The following is a 16,071-nucleotide window of genomic DNA, read 5'->3' as shown; positions in this document are numbered from 1 at the left end:
ACACGGTCGCACTGTCAATCGACTCTACGACGGTGGATGCCCGGGAGGGGATGCTGGTAAGCGTGACCTAACCCACGGTATCGGTGCACAGGGGGCGCACGGAGTCATTCCGTACCTCGATCGCGGCCCATGACTCGCCGGATACCGGCTTGATGAACGTCCGGATAACGGAAGCGTTCTCCTGCATAGTGCACTTGGCCTGCTCAAGTCAAGATCTGTCTTTTCTCGCGTAACTCCGGTCGAATGTCGTCACTTGTGACGCGTATTCGCGCGCGGCCCCACACCACTCCTGGCCGCAGCGGCGAGTGCCGGGGAGGACTGCATCAAGTGACCACAAACAGACGGGCGCTTCGCTCCGCAGCGGTTGTCGTGGCCATGGCTGCCACCGCTGCCACGGCGTCAGCTTTCGCCACCGCTCAGGCTGATGACACGACATCGGGAGCCAGGAGCGCCACCGTCGACCGCCGTGACCCGGGGTCGGCGAAGGGCAACGAGCACGACCTGAAGGGCCCGTTCACCGAGCAGCAGGACGCGCAGCGTCAGGCCGCCCTGGAGCAGGTCATATCGGGCGACAAGAAGATCACGAAGCGTGGCGGCTCCCAGGTCGTCAAGCTCGACGACAAGAAGTACGTCGAGCTCGGCCGCGAGAAGACCGACAAGATCTTCACGGTCCTCGTGGAGTTCGGCGACCAGGTCGACAACACCACCATGTTCGACCCGGACGGCGACGGCCCGAAGCCGGCCGTTCCGAAGTACGGGGGAACGCCCGGCCCGCTGCACAACAAGATTGCCAAGCCGGACCCCAAGAAGGACAACAGCACCGCCTGGCAGGCCGATTACAACCAGGCGCACTTCCAGGACCTCTACTTCGGTGAGGGCGCCGGCAAGGACTCGCTGAAGACGTACTACGAGAAGACGTCCTCAGGGCGCTACTCGGTCGAGGGTGAGGTCTCCGACTGGGTCAAGGTGCCGTACAACGAGGCCCGTTACGGCTCCAACTACTGCGGCGCGACCAACTGCGCCAACGCCTGGGACATGATCCGGGACGGCGTGAACGCCTGGGCCGCCGACCAGAAGGCCAAGGGCCGTACGCCCGAGCAGATCAAGGCAGATCTCGCCCAGTACGACCAGTGGGACCGTTACGACCACGACGGCGACGGCAACTTCAACGAGCCCGACGGCTACATCGACCACTTCCAGATCGTCCACGCCGGTGAGGACGAGTCCGCGGGCGGCGGCGTCGAGGGCAAGAACGCCATCTGGGCCCACCGTTGGTACGCCTACGGCACCAACGCCGGTGCGACCGGCCCGGAGGGCAACAAGGCCGGCGGCGCCGAGATCGGTGACACCGGCATCTGGGTCGGCGACTACACCGCGCAGCCCGAGAACGGCGGCCTGGGTGTCTTCGCCCACGAGTTCGGCCACGACCTGGGTCTGCCGGACCTCTACGACACCACCAACACCGCCGAGAACTCGGTCGGTTTCTGGTCCCTGATGTCGGCCGGCTCCTGGCTCGGCACCGGCAAGGACTCGATCGGTGACCTGCCCGGCGACATGACCGCCTGGGACAAGCTCCAGCTGGGCTGGCTCGACTACGCCGAGGCCAAGGCCTCGACGAAGTCCACCCACAAGCTGGGTGTCTCCGAGTACAACACCAAGAACAAGCAGGCGCTCGTCGTCACGCTGCCCGAGAAGCCCGTCACCACCGCCGTCACCAAGCCGGCGGAGGGCTCCAAGCAGTGGTGGAGCGACATGGGCGACAACCTCAGCAACACCCTGTCCCGTTCGGTGGACCTGACCGGCAAGTCCAAGGCCTCCCTGGACCTTTCGGGCTGGTGGGACATCGAGAAGGACTACGACTACCTCTACACCGAGGTGTCGGACAACGGCGGCACCAGCTGGACCGCGATCGACGGCACGGCCGACGGCAAGGCGATCCCGCGCGACGCCAGTGACAAGCCGGCCCTGACCGACGTCTCCGGCAAGTACCAGCAGCTCTCCTACTCGCTGGACGCCTACGCGGGCAAGAAGATCGACATCCGCTTCCGCTACGCCACCGACGGCGGCGCCGGCGGCATCGGCTTCGCGGCCGACACCATCTCGGTCACCGCCGACGGTGCCGCGCTCTTCACGGACAACGCCGAGGGCGACGACAACGGCTGGACCGCCAAGGGCTTCTCCCGCGTCGGCGAGTCGTTCACCAAGGACTACCCGCAGTACTACATCGCGGAGAACCGCCAGTACGTCAGCTACGACAAGACCCTTGAGGTCGGCCCGTACAACTTCGGCTTCTCCAAGACCCGTCCGGACTGGGTGGAGCACTACCCGTACCAGAACGGTCTGCTCGTCTGGCTCTGGGACAAGTCCCAGAAGGACAACAACGTGTCGCAGCACCCGGGCCAGGGCCTGATCCTGCCGGTCGACGCGCACGCCAAGCCCCTGAAGTGGGCCGACGGCTCGGTCATCCGCAACAAGATCCAGCCGTTCGACGCGCCCTTCAGCTGGTACTCGACCGACGCCTTCACGCTGCACAATGCGGACGTACCGGTGCGGATCAAGTCGCAGCATGGCATCCCGGTCTTCGACGACCACAAGGGCACCTACTGGTACAAGGAGAACCCGACCGGAAGTGTTCAGGTTCCTGACACGAACACCCGGATCACGATCGTCAAGGAGCCGCGCAGCGGCCAGACGATCACCGTGAAGGTCGGTCCCTCGCACAAGTAGTCCCGTATAACCGCAGGTCAAAGCATGATCGGCCGTCGCCCTCTAGCGGGCGGCGGCCGATCGTGTTTAGGTGCGTCTTGTTCAGAAGCTTATTGACACGACGTCTCACGGGGGAGTGTGGAGCATGGCAGGCGGAGGGTTCTGCAAGTTGCCGAACGGCAGTGTGGTGGTGGCGATCACCTTGCCCAGTCCGACGGACGGAGCGGGTTCCGGCACCCCGGTCCGGGTCCTGGTGCACGCGGCCAACCGGGCCCGAGCCCTGACCCGGCTGCGCAACGCGGGCCTGCGCGCCGTCTACCTCCGCGGCAACGCCGAGCCGCCCACGCCCGACGAGATCACCGCCGTGCTGCACCACCCCGACGGACTGCTGTGGCGGGCGAGACCGGAGCGGGCGCAGGAGCTCTGGCACCCGATCCGGGCCCTGCTCCGACCCGCCGTCCCCGTACGGCGTCCGGCCTGAGCGGCTGTCGGGTGACCTCGGATCGGAAAGCGAACGCGGTCCGGTGCGTGCGATTCCAAGGCGGAGGAGGGATTCAACGCGGAGCGTTGGCGACCGACGACAACGCGGAAAGCGTGCGCATCAGGGCGTGGCCGCCCGGTCCGAGATCACCCGACAGCCTCTGAGCCCCGCGCGGGGCCTGTGCGGACCGCAGAAGGGCGTGGCGCGCGGCTCTACACCACCGGCTTGCCGGAAAGCTTCACGCCCGCCCTGCGGAGCTCCTCCAGGGCGCGCTCCGTGGTCGTCTCGGCGACCCCGGCGGTCAGGTCGAGCAGCACATGCGTCGTGAAGCCCGCCCGGACCGCGTCCAGCGCCGTGGCCCGCACGCAGTGGTCGGTCGCGATGCCGACGATGTCGACCTCGGTGATCCGGTGGTCCCGCAGCCAGTCGGCCAGCCCCACGCCGTTCTCGTCGAGGCCCTCGAAGCCGCTGTACGCCGCGGCGTAGGCGCCCTTGTCGAACACCGCGTCGATCGCCCCCGAGGCGACCGCGGGGGCGAAATTCGGGTGGAATCCCACGCCCTCCGTGCCGGCCACGCAGTGCGCCGGCCAGGAGTGCTCGAAGTCCGGCTCGGCGGAGAAGTGGTTGCCCGGGTCGATGTGGTGGTCGCGGGTGGCCACCACATGGTGGTACCCGGCCTGGGCCTCCCCGATCAGATCGGTGATGGCGGCGGCGACATCGGTGCCCCCCGCCACGGCGAGGCTGCCGCCCTCGCAGAAGTCGTTCTGAACGTCGACGACGATCAAGGCGCGGTGCATGGCGGGTGTCCTTCGGTGGGGGACGGTCGGCGGTCGTGGGGGGTGTATTTCGAGCCTAGAGACTCCGGCCCCGGATAGGGAGGGGACGGAATGGAGGCCTTGCGGCGTTGTGGGACACGGTGGCGCGCGAGCGCGCCCGCCCGCCACCGAGCACCGCTGATGCCGGATCAGGTCGGGGACGCGGCGTCCGGCACGGCACCTTGTGGCGTTGCCGAAACGTCCGAACGGCTCCGCTACGAGTGCGCTCCGGTGCCTTGCGATACACCGGACCGGACGCCGCGCCCGGTCCGGTCCGATCTGCCGGGCAGGCTGCTCCGGACGCCGCGCCCGGTCCGGCCCGATCCGCCGGGCAGGCCGCAGCAGCCGGTCATACGTACTCCGTGGGAATCACCGGCTCTCCGCGCGACAGCTGCACCGCAGACATCGGCAGCCCCGCCCGTGCCGCGATGTGCCGCTCACGCGCCGCGTCCAGCGGCTCGCGGGCGATCGCCTCGCCGCCCCTGACCAGCTCGACCAGCAGCTGCCGGTCGGCCAGCTCCGGCGGTACGGCACCGGTGCCGATCACCTCGGCCTCGGCCACCCCGTTCTCGTCCAGCCGGCGCGCGGCCCACTTGCGACCGCCCACCGACGACTTCGAGCCGAGCGACTTCTTGGCCACCGGACGCAGCGGCTCCGCCGGATCGGCGGACCCGGCACGGGCGACGAGCTTGTAGATCATCGAGCAGGTGGGCTGCCCGCTGCCGGTCACCAGCTGCGTGCCCACCCCGTACGCGTCGACCGGCGCCGCGGCCAGCGAGGCGATGGCGTACTCGTCCAGGTCCGACGTCACCACGATCTTCGTCTCCGTGGCGCCCAGCTCGTCCAGCTGCTGCCGCACCCGGTGCGCGACCAGCAGCAGGTCGCCGGAGTCGATCCGCACCGCGCCCAGCTCGGTCCCGGCGACCTCGACCGCCGTACGGACCGCCTCGGCGACGTCGTACGTGTCGACCAGCAGCGTCGTGCCCCGGCCCAGTGAGTCGACCTGGGCCCGGAACGCGTCGCGCTCGGTGTCGTGGAGCAGCGTGAAGGCGTGGGCGCTCGTCCCGACGGTCGGGATGTTGTAGCGGAAGCCCGCCGCCAGGTCGGACGTGCTGTTGAAGCCGCCGATGTACGCGGCACGCGCCGACGCCACCGCCGACAGTTCATGGGTGCGCCGTGCACCCATCTCGATCAGGCCACGCCCGCCCGCCGCGGCGGACATCCGCGACGCGGCGGCGGCGATCGCCGAGTCGTGGTTGAGGATCGACAGGATCACCGTCTCCAGCAGCACGCACTCGGCGAAGGAGCCCTCGACCCGCAGGATCGGCGAGCCCGGGAAGTACACCTCGCCCTCCGGGTAGCCCCAGATGTCACCGCTGAAGCGGTAGTCGGCCAGCCAGGCGAGCGTGGGCCCGTCCACGACGTGCTGTTCGCGCAGGAAGGTGAGCATCTCGTCGTCGAAGTGGAAGTTCTCCACCGCGTCCAGTACCCGTCCGATGCCCGCGACGACGCCGTAACGCCGCCCCTCGGGCAGCCGGCGCGTGAAGGCCTCGAAGACCGAGCGGCGGTCGGCCGTGCCGGCCTTCAGTGCGGCCTGCACCATCGTGAGCTCGTACTGGTCGGTGAAGAGCGCGGTCGACGGCACACCGACCCGTCGCCCAAGGTCCGCAGAGTTCATGTTCCGGATGCTACCCCTATGTCGTCAGAGTGACGAGATCCCGGGTCGTTTGTGCGATGCACCCTCCCGAGTGGCAGCATGGGGTGGGTGAGCGTCGCACCCACAGAGATCGAGCGTCCCGAATCGGCCGAGGAGAGTGTCGTCGTCCCCGAGCCGGACGTCCCCTGGGTGACGCTGGTCCACAACGACCCGGTCAATCTCATGAGCTATGTGACCTATGTCTTCCAGGCCTACTTCGGCTACCCCAAGGACAAGGCGCACAAGCTGATGCTGGACGTCCACCAGAAGGGGCGCGCGGTCGTCTCCAGTGGCAGCCGCGAGGAGATGGAACGCGACGTCCAGGCCATGCACGGCTACGGACTGTGGGCCACCCTCACCCAGGACCGCAACTAGACCGGTCCTCCTCCGCCCCGCCAGAATCCTGCCCCGCCCGAAACCTGCACTGCCCGACCCACCATCGGAGAAACCCCATGGCCGGCCACTTCGAGGCCACCCCCGGCGGCGGCGCGGCCGTCGCGCTCGACGAGGTGGAGATCGCGATCCTGCGCTCCCTCGCCGTTCAGCTGCTGGAACTGATCGGTCCCGGCGACGAACCCGCCGAGGGCACGGACCCGCTCGCCGCCCTCTTCGCGGAAGGGCCCAGCGAACCGCCCACCGACCCCGCCCTGGCCCGCCTCTTCCCCGAGGCGTACGGCGACGAGGACAGCGAACTGCGGTCCGCCTCCGCAGAGTTCCGCCGCTTCACCGAGAACGATCTGCGCGCCCGCAAGCGCGACGACGCCCTCGCCGTCGTACGCACCCTGGACGCCCTCGCGGTCGCCGGGGACGGCTCCGCCGTGCTCGAACTGACCGGCGACGAATGCCGCCACTGGCTCGGCGCCCTCAATGACCTCCGGCTCACCATCGGCACCCGTCTGGAGGTGTCCGACGAGGACGAGGGCGAGTCCGGCTCCTCGCTCTACCGGCTCCCCGACAGCGACCCGCGCAAGCCGATGGTCATGGCCTATCTCTGGCTCGGCGCGCTGCAGGAAACGCTCGTGGAAACGCTGATGCCTTAGCCGGTGCCGTGGCGGCGCGCTCCGGACGAGCGTCGATTTTCCCCTCAACGGACGTTCGGATCCGAACAACGATCCCGCCACCCGAATGGCCCTTCTGCTGCGGCAGGGACTCCTGCCCGCTTTCTACTGTGGGGTGCACCACGCAACGTCCGGTGGGTCGCCCGGGTGTCCGTGAAGAATCCTCATGGACACCCGGGCGACGCCACCCCTGTTCCCGAGGGCGCCACGAGCCGGCCACCACCGCCGGCGCTGGGTCCATATCCGGGGGGATCAGGACCTGATCCGCAGCCTCGGCGGCGCGGATCGGCGTGGAGAAAGGGGCGCCACATGACATCGGCACAGGTCGACAACGGGCAGGGCGGCCGGCGGGCCTTGGAAGCCGCGGATTCCGGCACGGCGGGTGAGGGATACCGGCGGGCCCTCGGTGCCCGTCAGATCCAGATGATCGCCATCGGCGGAGCCATCGGCACCGGTCTCTTCCTCGGTGCGGGAAAGGCGATCGCCAAGGCCGGACCCAGCCTGATCCTGGCCTATGCCGTCGCGGGCCTGGTGATCTTCTTCATCATGCGGGCGCTGGGCGAACTCCTCATGTACCGCCCGGTCTCGGGCTCCTTCTCCGAGTACGCCCGCGAATTCGTCGGCCCCTTCGCCGGATTCGTCACCGGCTGGACCTACTGGCTGTTCTGGGTCGTCACCGGAATCACCGAAGTCACCGCGGCCGCCCAGTACATGACGTTCTGGTTCAGCATTCCCCAATGGGTTTCGGCGCTGATCTTCACCATCATTCTGTACGGCGTGAACCTGATCTCCGTGAAACTCTTCGGAGAACTCGAATTCTGGTTCTCCATGGTCAAGGTGACCGCCATCGTCGGCATGATTCTCATCTGCGCCGGAATTCTCACCCTCGGCTTCTCCGACGCCGGGGACACCGCGTCCGTCACCCACCTCTGGTCGGACGGCGGATTCTTCCCGCACGGCATCAAGGGCACCCTGATGACCCTGCAGATCGTGATGTTCGCCTTCCTCGCCGTCGAACTCGTCGGCGTCACCGCGGGCGAGTCCAAGGACCCGAAGACCGTCCTGCCCAAGGCCATCAACACCGTGCCGTGGCGCATCGCCGTCTTCTACGTCGGCTCCCTCATCATGATCCTCTCCGTGGTCCCGTGGACCACGTTCAAGCCCGGAATCTCACCGTTCGTCGCCGCCTTCAGCGAGATGGGACTCGTCGTCGGCGCCGGCATCGTCAACTTCGTCGTGCTGACCGCGGCGCTCTCCTCCTGCAACTCCGGCATGTACTCCACCGGCCGCATGCTGCGCGACCTCGCGCTCAACGGGCAGGGCCCGAAGTTCTTCACCCGGCTCACCGGGAGCGGCACCCCGCTCGTCGGCACCACCTTCTCCGCCGCGCTGATGCTCGTCGGTGTCTGGGTCAACTACCAGTGGCCCGGTGACGCCTTCACCTACGTCGTCTCGTTCGCCACCATCTCCGGCATGTGGGCCTGGATCATGATCCTGATCTGCCAGATCCGCTACCGGCGCCTCGCCGACCGCGGAGTGCTCCCGCGGTCCGCCTTCCCGGCCCCCGGTGCCCCGTGCACCAGCGTCTTCGCGCTGGCCTTCATCGCCGTGGTCGTCGTGATGATGGGCATCGACAAGGACACCAGGATCTCGCTGTACTGCGCCCCGCTCTGGGCGGCCCTCCTCGGCACCTCGTACGTGGTCCTCAAGGCCCGCAACCCCGAGAACAAGGCCTTCGCCAAGAACTGAGCCGTCGCCCCGCCGCTTCAGCGGCCCAAGGCTGTCCCGGTGATCACGGGACAGCCTTCAGTCCACCATGCGGACGGCGTCGTACCATACTTCGGTACCGTGTCACCCGCCCGCCTATCCTGGCGAAATGCTGACCATCACCCAGGCGCTCCACGACCAGATCGTCGCGCACTCCCGCGCCGACCACCCCGACGAGGCATGCGGCGTGGTCGCGGGACCGGCCGGGACCGGCCGCGCCGAACGGTTCATCCCGATGCTCAACGCCGCCCGCTCACCCACCTTCTACGAGTTCGACTCGGCCGACCTCCTCAAGCTCTACCGCGAGATGGACGACCGCGACGAGGAGCCGGTGATCATCTACCACTCCCACACCGCCACCGAGGCGTACCCCTCGCGCACCGACGTCACCTACGCCAACGAGCCCGGCGCCCACTACGTCCTCGTCTCCACGGCGGACACCGACGACGCGGGCCCCTTCCAGTTCCGCTCGTACCGCATCGTGGACGGTGAGATCGCCGAGGAGGACGTCGAGGTCGTCGAGGCGTACGAATCCGCCTGACCTCGCCGTACCGCCGTATCGCCGTACCCCCGCAGGTCGCCCATGGGCCGGACGGGACCGGGCTCACCACGGTCCCGTCCATCTTTCGAACACTAAACATCCACCAGGTGAGATCACACTCGGGATTACGGACCGGGAATCGATACGATGAGCGCATGGTTGTCCATGACGTGAGCGACAAGACGCCGGGCATGCTGCTCGTGGCGCGGCTGCACGTCGACCTGTGCAGGCTCTCCAGTGCGATCTGTAGCTGCCGCCTGCCCGCCGGCCGCAAGGCCTGAGCCGGGCCCGCGGCCCGAGGACCAACACGCAGCACCACACGTGCGCACTACACGTACGCACCATCCCCGCGCGGGGGCAGAGCCGCGCGCTTCCCACGCCACCTCTCCGCTTCCGACAGGAGCCCACGCCATGGCCATCGAGGTCCGCATCCCGACCATCCTCCGCACCTACACCGACGGCGCCAAGGCCGTCGAGGGCAACGGAGCGACCCTCGCCGACCTCTTCACGGACCTGGACAGCCGCCACAACGGCATCCGCGAGCGCATCGTCGACGGCGACGAACTCCGCCGCTTCGTGAACGTCTACCTCAACGACGAGGACGTCCGCTTCCTCGACGGCATCTCCACCAAGCTCAGCGACGGCGACAACGTCACGATCCTCCCGGCCGTCGCCGGAGGAGCCGCCGGGGCGAAGCCCCGTCCGGCCGGGGTGGCGGTCGGGCGACGCACGGGCATGAACTGATGCGGTACGACAGCCCGCTCGCCGCGGTGGGCAACACCCCGCTCGTCCGCCTGCCGCGGCTGTCACCCTCGGACGAGGTCCGCATCTGGGCCAAGCTGGAGGACCGCAACCCCACCGGCTCGATCAAGGACCGCCCCGCGCTCCACATGGTCGAACAGGCGGAGAAGGACGGCCGGTTGACCCCCGGCTGCACCATCCTGGAGCCCACCAGCGGCAACACCGGCATCTCGCTCGCCATGGCGGCCAAGCTCAAGGGCTACCGCATCGTGTGCGTCATGCCGGAGAACACCTCGCAGGAACGGCGCGACCTGCTCGCCATGTGGGGCGCCGAGATCATCTCCTCCCCGGCGGCGGGCGGCTCCAACACGGCGGTGCGCGTCGCCAAGGAACTGGCCGCCGAGCACCCCGACTGGGTCATGCTCTACCAGTACGGAAACCCGGACAACGCGGGCGCCCACTACGCCACCACCGGCCCGGAGATCCTCGCCGACCTCCCGTCCGTCACCCACTTCGTGGCCGGCCTCGGCACCACGGGGACGCTCATGGGCGTCGGCCGCTACCTGCGCGAACACAAGCCGGACATCCGGATCGTCGCCGCCGAGCCGCGCTACGACGACCTGGTCTACGGGCTCCGCAACCTCGACGAGGGCTTCGTCCCCGAGCTCTACGACGCCTCGGTCCTCACCACCCGCTTCTCCGTCGGCTCGGCGGACGCGGTCACCCGCACCCGCGAACTCCTCCAGCAGGAGGGCATCTTCGCGGGTGTCTCCACCGGCGCCGCACTCCACGCGGCGATCGGAGTGGGGAAGAAGGCCGTGAAGGCGGGGGAGAGCGCCGACATCGTCTTCGTCGTCGCGGACGGCGGCTGGAAGTACCTGTCGACCGGCGTCTACACGGCCCCGACCACGGAAGCGGCCGTCGAGACGCTGCACGGCCAGCTCTGGGCGTAGGGCTTTTCCGTTCCGAGGAGGTGCGCCCGGTGCGGGCGCACCTCATCTCATCCGAGCCCGCGCACCCGCTCCCACACCTTCGCGTCCACGGCCCCCACCCGTCGCCGGAACCCCCGCACGGCGACCTCCCGCAGCTCGTCCGTCTCCAGGAAGCTCGCCCGGCCCTGCGCGTCCCCCACCGTTCCGGCGGGCAGCGCGATCACTCCGGGCCGTTCCTCGTGGTACTTGCTGGTGATCTTCGCGACGAGCGCCGAGTCACCCCGTACCGACAGCACCAGACAGGGCCGGTCCTTCGCCCCGGGCCCGTCCTCGTACGGCACCTCGGCCCACCAGACCTCACCCGGCCGCGGCCTGCGCTCCGGCCCCGGCCCGCGTCCGGGCCCCGCCGGCGGACGGGTCCGCCCGCCCGGACGTCCACCGGAGCGCGCCCCCGCCGAACTGCGGGAACGTCCACGAGGCCCGTGCCCGCCCCGTCCCCGCCCGTCGGCGACCGCCGCGACGAGCGCGAGCAGCACGACGAGGACGAGCGCGATCCACCACCAGGACATGTCCATGCTCCGACCGTACCGGCGTCCCCACCGCTTCCATCGAACCGGTGACAGAGCAGGTGAGTTCCCCCACAACGGACGGCCGCGGAGGAGCGACCGGCTGTTTCGCGCCTTACGCTCGACAAACCGCTCAACAGACCGCACGAACCCTCCCCGTTCCCACGTCTCGGAGGTTCACGCTCCATGAAGCTCACCGTCGTCGGCTGCTCCGGCTCGTTCCCGTCCGCGGGATCAGCGTGTTCGAGCTACCTCGTAGAGGCCGACGGCTTCAGGCTGCTCCTCGACATGGGCAACGGCGCCCTCGGCGAGCTGCAGCGCCATGTCGGTCTCTACGACCTCGACGCCATTTTCCTCAGTCACCTCCATGCCGATCACTGCATCGACATGTGTGCGTACTTCGTCGTCCGTTACTACAGGCACGACGGGGGGCGCCCCGCCCCCATCCCGGTCTACGGACCCGACGGCACCGAGCAGCGGCTGACCACCGCCCATGCCGACACCCCGTCCGAGCACGCGATGAGTGAGGTCTTCGACTTCCACACGCTGAAGGCGGGATCGTTCGAGATCGGCCCCTTCTCGGTCCGTACGGAGAAGGTGTGCCACCCCGTCGACACGTTCGCGATCCGGATCGAGCACGGCGGCCGTTCACTGGCGTACTCCAGCGACACGGGGATCTGCGAGGCCCTGGACGAACTCGCCGAGGGTGTGGACCTGTTCCTTTGTGAAGCATCGTTCGTCCACGGCAAGGAGGACATCCCGGACCTCCACCTCAACGGCCGCGAGGCGGGCGAGACGGCCGCCCGTGCCGGAGTGGGGCGCCTCGTTCTGACCCACATCCCGCCGTGGACCGACGCCGACCGCAATCTGGCCGACGCCCGCACGGTCTTCCACGGACCGGCGGAGGTGGCGGTGCCGGGGGCTGTGTACGAGGTCTAAGGGCTGTCCCGCAGCCTCTTCGGACACGACGCAGAGGCCGACCGGCACCGGCACCGGTGGCGCCGGCAGCCCGTCCGACGTGCTATTTCGTGAGGTTCCTCTCGATCTCCTCCTCCAGCTCGTCGGGCTCGCGGCCCGGCGTCTGGAGATTGAATCCGGTGATCGCGAACCGGAAGATCACGTAGTACGCGGCGGCGAAGGCCAGCCCGATCGGGATGATCAGCCAGGGTTTGGTCGCCAGGCTCCAGTTGATGACGTAGTCGATCAGGCCCGCCGAGAAGCTGAAGCCGTCCTTGACCCCGAGCGCCCATGTCACCGCCATCGAGACGCCGGTGAGCACCGCGTGGATCCCGTACAGCAGCGGCGCGACGAAGAGGAACGAGTACTCGATCGGCTCGGTGATGCCCGTCACGAACGACGTCAGGGCGACCGAGAGCATCATGCCGCCGACCGCCTTGCGGCGGTGCGGCTTGGCGCAGTGGTAGATCGCCAGGGCCGCCGCGGGGAGGGCGAACATCATGATCGGGAAGAAGCCCGAGGTGAACTGGCCGGCCGTCGGGTCGCCCGCCAGGAACCGGTTGATGTCACCGTGCACGACCGTGCCGTCCGGCTTGGTGAAGTCGCCGAACTGGAACCAGACGAACGTGTTCAGGAACTGGTGGAGACCGATGACCAGCAGTGCGCGGTTGGCGATACCGAAGATGCCGGAGCCCATCCAGTCCAGGTCCACCAGCCACTTGGAGAAGCTGGTCAGGCCGTCGCCGATCGGCTGCCACAGCCAGGCGCACAGCCCGGCGAAGAGCAGGCCGACGAACGCCATGATGATCGGGACGAGCCGGCGGCCGTTGAAGAAGCCCAGCCACTCCACCAGCTTGACCCGGTGGTACCGCTGCCAGAACCAGGCGGACAGCAGACCCATCACGATGCCGCCGAACACGCCGGGGTTCTGGTACTCGGCGGCCGTCACCTTGGCGTCGCCGGTCACGCAGGTGCCGAACCAGGTGCCGCCCGAGGTGAACGTGGAACCCGGGGCGCAGTCCACCGGGAAGGCGTGCAGCACCGCGTAATAGACGAGGAAGCCGGCCACCGCGGCGAGCGCGGTCGAGCCGTCCGACTTCTTCGCCATGCCGATCGCGACACCGACGCAGAACAGCAGGGGAAGGCCGAGTCCCGAGTCGAGCAGCGCACCGCCCGCGGCCGCGAACACCTTGGCGATGTCGTTCCAGCCCAGGCCCTCGTCGCCGAATACGTCCGGCTGGCCCAACCGGTTGAGAATGCCGGCCGCCGGCAGTACGGCGATCGGGAGCTGGAGGCTGCGCCCCATCTTCTGGAGGCCCTGGAAGAAGCTGTTCCACCACGTCTTGTGTGGCACTGCGGCGCTGCTTGAGCTCATTCGGCATCCTCCCGGAACAAGGCGCGTGCGACCGTCGTGGCGGACTGGTGCAGTCCAGTTGAGGTGCGGTGCGTAACCCGCTTGGAAGACAGGACACCAGTGATCGTCATCATTGGTGATCATCCGGTCACCTGCCCGCGAAGCTGGGCCAAACGTGCGTTACGGTGACGAAACGGACCCAGGGTGGGCCGTCGCACGCATGTGAAGAACCAGGGAGAAGGCCATGGCCAGCAAGGCTGAGAAGATCGTCGCCGGGCTCGGCGGTATCGAGAACATCGACGAGATCGAAGGCTGCATCACCCGCCTCCGCACCGAGGTCCACGACCCGGGCAAGGTCGACGAAGCCGCGCTCAAGGCCGCCGGAGCCCACGGCGTCGTGAAGATGGGCAGCGCGATCCAGGTCGTCATCGGCACCGACGCCGACCCCATCGCCGCCGACATCGAGGACATGATGTGACCGGCCGCCGAACCCCCCGCTGAGCCGAGCCCCCGGCACCGTGCAGGCCCCGCCCAGCCGGACGGGGTCTGTGCCGCACCCGAACGGCCGCCGCCCCGGCACCCGATAGGGTCGACGCCATGTCTCGTATCGACGGCCGCACCCCCGAACAGCTCCGCCCCGTCACCATCGAACGCGGATGGAGCAAGCACGCCGAAGGCTCCGTACTCATCTCCTTCGGCGACACCAAGGTCTTCTGCACCGCCTCCGTCACCGAGGGCGTCCCGCGCTGGCGCAAGGGCAGCGGCGAAGGCTGGGTCACCGCCGAATACTCCATGCTCCCCCGCTCCACCAACACCCGCGGCGACCGCGAATCCGTACGCGGCAAGATCGGCGGCCGCACCCACGAGATCAGCCGCCTCATCGGCCGCTCCCTGCGCGCCGTCATCGACTACAAGGCTCTCGGCGAGAACACCATCGTCCTCGACTGCGACGTCCTCCAGGCCGACGGCGGCACCCGCACCGCCGCCATCACCGGCGCCTACGTCGCCCTTGCCGACGCCGTCACCTGGGCCCAGCACAAGAAGATCGTCAAGCACGGCCGCAAGCCGCTGACCGACACCGTCTCCGCGATCAGCGTCGGCATCGTCGACGGCACCCCCCTCCTCGACCTCTGCTACGAGGAGGACGTCCGCGCCGAGACCGACATGAACGTCGTCTGCACCGGCGACGGCCGCTTCGTCGAGGTCCAGGGCACCGCCGAGGCCACCCCCTTCGACCGCAAGGAACTCGGCGCCCTCCTCGACCTCGCCACGGCCGGCTGCGCGGAGCTGACCGTCATCCAGCACGAGGCCCTCGCCCGCACCCTGGGCGAGTAGAGAAGCAACCGAGCAGGCACCACAGCGCGTCGTTACGAACACGGGCGCACGGGTCGAACCGTGCGCCCGTCCGCGCATCCGCATCCGGGGAGGAACCGCACCATGGCCAAGGCCACCCGCCACCGCCGCATCACCGTCGCGCTGACCCTGACCGCCCTCGCCCTCACCGCCGCAAGCGGCTGCGGCGCCGTCGACAAGGCGCTGGACTGCGTCCGCACCGCCGACGCCATCGCCACCAGCGTCGACAATCTCCAGCAGGCCGTCTCCAACGCCGCCGGCGACCCCACCCAGGCATCCGAAGCCCTCGACGAGATCGAGAAGTCACTCGGCGAACTCGGCGACAAGACCGACAACGCCGACCTCGGCAAGGCCGTGGACGACCTCCAGGCGGGCGTCGGCAACGTCCGCGACTCCATCGACAAGGGCGATGCCACCCCCGACATCACCCCGGTCACCGATGCCGCAGCGGAGATCGGCAAGGTCTGCACGCCCTGACCACCCCCGATACTGGGTGACATGACCCGCCTCATCCTCGCCACCCGCAACGCCGGGAAGATCACCGAACTCCACGCGATCCTCGCCGACGCCGGCCTCAGCCATGAGCTCGTCGGCGCGGACGCGTACCCGCACATCCCCGACGTCAAGGAATCCGGCGTCACCTTCGCCGAGAACGCCCTGCTCAAGGCTCACGCCCTTGCCAAGGCCACCGGCCTCCCCGCCGTCGCCGACGACTCCGGCCTCTGCGTGGACGTGCTCGGCGGCGCCCCGGGCATCTTCTCCGCCCGCTGGGCCGGCACCCACGGCGACGACAAGGCCAACCTGGACCTGCTCCTGGCCCAGCTCTCCGACATCGACGCGCCCCACCGCGGTGCCCACTTCGCCTGCGCGGCCGCCCTCGCCCTCCCCGACGGCACGGAACGCGTGGTCGAGGGCCGTCTGACGGGCATCCTGCGCCACACCCCGTCCGGCACCAACGGCTTCGGCTACGACCCGATCCTCCAGCCCGAGGGTGAAACCCGCAGCTGTGCGGAGCTGAGCCCGGCGGAGAAGAACGCGATCAGCCACCGGGGCAAGGCGTTCCGGGCACTGGTGCCGGTGGTGCGGGAGTTGGTGGGGTGAAAC

Annotated in this window: 18 protein-coding genes; 14 read left to right on the top strand and 4 right to left on the bottom strand. The window is 68.8% G+C overall.

What is annotated here, in order from left to right:
* Window positions 1-327: 327 nt before the first annotated feature.
* Together ACWCQ6_RS06715 and ACWCQ6_RS06710 are read left to right on the top strand one after the other, a co-directional pair.
* Window positions 328-2,727, top strand: a complete 2,400-nt coding sequence (locus tag ACWCQ6_RS06715; protein WP_451086122.1) for an immune inhibitor A domain-containing protein — start codon at window positions 328-330, stop codon at window positions 2,725-2,727.
* A 124-nt stretch (window positions 2,728-2,851) separates the two neighbouring features.
* Complete coding sequence (locus ACWCQ6_RS06710; protein WP_451086120.1) at window positions 2,852-3,187, top strand: hypothetical protein; 336 nt, start codon at window positions 2,852-2,854, stop codon at window positions 3,185-3,187.
* Between the two features lie 212 nt (window positions 3,188-3,399).
* On the opposite strand, the gene ACWCQ6_RS06705 is transcribed toward ACWCQ6_RS06710, so the two are convergent.
* A complete protein-coding gene (locus ACWCQ6_RS06705) occupies window positions 3,400-3,984 on the bottom strand; it encodes an isochorismatase family protein (protein WP_451086118.1) in 585 nt (194 codons plus the stop codon).
* A 367-nt stretch (window positions 3,985-4,351) separates the two neighbouring features.
* A complete protein-coding gene (locus tag ACWCQ6_RS06700; protein WP_451086115.1) occupies window positions 4,352-5,680 on the bottom strand; it encodes a nicotinate phosphoribosyltransferase in 1,329 nt (442 codons plus the stop codon).
* 78 nt (window positions 5,681-5,758) lie between these two features.
* Here ACWCQ6_RS06700 and clpS point away from each other — a divergent pair, with 78 nt between their 5' ends.
* The 7 genes from clpS to ACWCQ6_RS06665 all read left to right on the top strand — a co-directional run bounded on the left by clpS (window position 5,759) and on the right by ACWCQ6_RS06665 (window position 10,758).
* Complete coding sequence (gene clpS / locus ACWCQ6_RS06695; protein WP_266732620.1) at window positions 5,759-6,073, top strand: ATP-dependent Clp protease adapter ClpS; 315 nt, start codon at window positions 5,759-5,761, stop codon at window positions 6,071-6,073.
* 77 nt (window positions 6,074-6,150) lie between these two features.
* Entirely contained in the window at window positions 6,151-6,738 is a 588-nt protein-coding gene (locus tag ACWCQ6_RS06690) for a DUF2017 domain-containing protein (protein ID WP_451086113.1), read from the top strand.
* Window positions 6,739-7,065: 327 nt separating this feature from the next.
* Window positions 7,066-8,505, top strand: coding sequence for an amino acid permease (locus tag ACWCQ6_RS06685; protein ID WP_451086111.1), 1,440 nt, complete (start codon window positions 7,066-7,068; stop codon window positions 8,503-8,505).
* 127 nt (window positions 8,506-8,632) lie between these two features.
* Window positions 8,633-9,064 carry a Mov34/MPN/PAD-1 family protein gene (locus tag ACWCQ6_RS06680; protein WP_451086109.1) on the top strand — a complete coding sequence of 144 codons (432 nt, stop codon included), beginning with the start codon at window positions 8,633-8,635 and terminating at the stop codon, window positions 9,062-9,064.
* Between the two features lie 155 nt (window positions 9,065-9,219).
* Window positions 9,220-9,345: a putative leader peptide gene (locus ACWCQ6_RS06675; RefSeq protein ID WP_451086107.1), complete on the top strand. Its 126-nt coding sequence runs from the start codon at window positions 9,220-9,222 to the stop codon at window positions 9,343-9,345.
* A 130-nt stretch (window positions 9,346-9,475) separates the two neighbouring features.
* Window positions 9,476-9,808, top strand: coding sequence for a MoaD/ThiS family protein (locus ACWCQ6_RS06670; RefSeq protein WP_451086105.1), 333 nt, complete (start codon window positions 9,476-9,478; stop codon window positions 9,806-9,808).
* Window positions 9,808-10,758, top strand: coding sequence for a PLP-dependent cysteine synthase family protein (locus ACWCQ6_RS06665; RefSeq protein WP_451086103.1), 951 nt, complete (start codon window positions 9,808-9,810; stop codon window positions 10,756-10,758). Before ACWCQ6_RS06670 ends, ACWCQ6_RS06665 begins: the two co-directional genes overlap by 1 nt.
* A 47-nt stretch (window positions 10,759-10,805) precedes the next feature.
* Here ACWCQ6_RS06665 and ACWCQ6_RS06660 read toward each other — a convergent pair whose 3' ends face one another.
* A complete protein-coding gene (locus ACWCQ6_RS06660) occupies window positions 10,806-11,312 on the bottom strand; it encodes a type II toxin-antitoxin system PemK/MazF family toxin (RefSeq protein ID WP_451086100.1) in 507 nt (168 codons plus the stop codon).
* A gap of 177 nt (window positions 11,313-11,489) precedes the next feature.
* Between ACWCQ6_RS06660 and ACWCQ6_RS06655 the strand changes: the two genes are divergently transcribed.
* Entirely contained in the window at window positions 11,490-12,242 is a 753-nt protein-coding gene (locus ACWCQ6_RS06655) for an MBL fold metallo-hydrolase (protein WP_451086098.1), read from the top strand.
* Window positions 12,243-12,324: 82 nt separating this feature from the next.
* Here the strand turns inward: ACWCQ6_RS06655 and ACWCQ6_RS06650 are convergent, their stop codons facing one another.
* Entirely contained in the window at window positions 12,325-13,635 is a 1,311-nt protein-coding gene (locus ACWCQ6_RS06650) for a PTS transporter subunit EIIC (protein ID WP_451086096.1), read from the bottom strand.
* Between the two features lie 223 nt (window positions 13,636-13,858).
* Here ACWCQ6_RS06650 and ACWCQ6_RS06645 point away from each other — a divergent pair, with 223 nt between their 5' ends.
* From ACWCQ6_RS06645 to rdgB, 4 genes are all read left to right on the top strand, one after another.
* Entirely contained in the window at window positions 13,859-14,092 is a 234-nt protein-coding gene (locus ACWCQ6_RS06645; RefSeq protein WP_451086094.1) for a glucose PTS transporter subunit EIIB, read from the top strand.
* Between the two features lie 119 nt (window positions 14,093-14,211).
* The gene (gene rph, locus ACWCQ6_RS06640) at window positions 14,212-14,949 is read left to right on the top strand and encodes a ribonuclease PH (protein WP_451086092.1); all 738 of its coding nucleotides are present in this window, start codon (window positions 14,212-14,214) and stop codon (window positions 14,947-14,949) included.
* A 102-nt stretch (window positions 14,950-15,051) separates the two neighbouring features.
* The gene (locus tag ACWCQ6_RS06635) at window positions 15,052-15,444 is read left to right on the top strand and encodes a hypothetical protein (protein WP_451086090.1); all 393 of its coding nucleotides are present in this window, start codon (window positions 15,052-15,054) and stop codon (window positions 15,442-15,444) included.
* Between the two features lie 21 nt (window positions 15,445-15,465).
* Window positions 15,466-16,068: an RdgB/HAM1 family non-canonical purine NTP pyrophosphatase gene (gene rdgB / locus ACWCQ6_RS06630; protein WP_451086088.1), complete on the top strand. Its 603-nt coding sequence runs from the start codon at window positions 15,466-15,468 to the stop codon at window positions 16,066-16,068.
* Window positions 16,069-16,071 lie beyond the last annotated feature (3 nt).

Source organism: Streptomyces sp. NPDC001880 (genome assembly GCF_053594575.1).
The sequence above is the reverse complement of the archived record's forward strand: the minus strand, read 5'-3'. Positions and strand labels throughout refer to the sequence as shown.

Bases quoted from the DNA above. Each gene is read 5' to 3' on its own strand.
- ACWCQ6_RS06710 (WP_451086120.1), top strand. From the start codon at position 2,852: ATGGCAGGCGGAGGGTTCTGCAAGTTGCCGAACGGCAGTGTGGTGGTG.
- ACWCQ6_RS06705 (WP_451086118.1), bottom strand. From the start codon at position 3,984: ATGCACCGCGCCTTGATCGTCGTCGACGTTCAGAACGACTTCTGCGAG.
- rdgB (WP_451086088.1), top strand. From the start codon at position 15,466: ATGACCCGCCTCATCCTCGCCACCCGCAACGCCGGGAAGATCACCGAA.
- ACWCQ6_RS06700 (WP_451086115.1), bottom strand. From the start codon at position 5,680: ATGAACTCTGCGGACCTTGGGCGACGGGTCGGTGTGCCGTCGACCGCG.
- ACWCQ6_RS06645 (WP_451086094.1), top strand. From the start codon at position 13,859: ATGGCCAGCAAGGCTGAGAAGATCGTCGCCGGGCTCGGCGGTATCGAG.
- ACWCQ6_RS06660 (WP_451086100.1), bottom strand. From the start codon at position 11,312: ATGGACATGTCCTGGTGGTGGATCGCGCTCGTCCTCGTCGTGCTGCTC.
- ACWCQ6_RS06690 (WP_451086113.1), top strand. From the start codon at position 6,151: ATGGCCGGCCACTTCGAGGCCACCCCCGGCGGCGGCGCGGCCGTCGCG.
- clpS (WP_266732620.1), top strand. From the start codon at position 5,759: ATGGGGTGGGTGAGCGTCGCACCCACAGAGATCGAGCGTCCCGAATCG.
- ACWCQ6_RS06665 (WP_451086103.1), top strand. From the start codon at position 9,808: ATGCGGTACGACAGCCCGCTCGCCGCGGTGGGCAACACCCCGCTCGTC.
- rph (WP_451086092.1), top strand. From the start codon at position 14,212: ATGTCTCGTATCGACGGCCGCACCCCCGAACAGCTCCGCCCCGTCACC.
- ACWCQ6_RS06655 (WP_451086098.1), top strand. From the start codon at position 11,490: ATGAAGCTCACCGTCGTCGGCTGCTCCGGCTCGTTCCCGTCCGCGGGA.
- ACWCQ6_RS06650 (WP_451086096.1), bottom strand. From the start codon at position 13,635: ATGAGCTCAAGCAGCGCCGCAGTGCCACACAAGACGTGGTGGAACAGC.
- ACWCQ6_RS06635 (WP_451086090.1), top strand. From the start codon at position 15,052: ATGGCCAAGGCCACCCGCCACCGCCGCATCACCGTCGCGCTGACCCTG.
- ACWCQ6_RS06675 (WP_451086107.1), top strand. From the start codon at position 9,220: ATGGTTGTCCATGACGTGAGCGACAAGACGCCGGGCATGCTGCTCGTG.
- ACWCQ6_RS06685 (WP_451086111.1), top strand. From the start codon at position 7,066: ATGACATCGGCACAGGTCGACAACGGGCAGGGCGGCCGGCGGGCCTTG.
- ACWCQ6_RS06670 (WP_451086105.1), top strand. From the start codon at position 9,476: ATGGCCATCGAGGTCCGCATCCCGACCATCCTCCGCACCTACACCGAC.
- ACWCQ6_RS06680 (WP_451086109.1), top strand. From the start codon at position 8,633: ATGCTGACCATCACCCAGGCGCTCCACGACCAGATCGTCGCGCACTCC.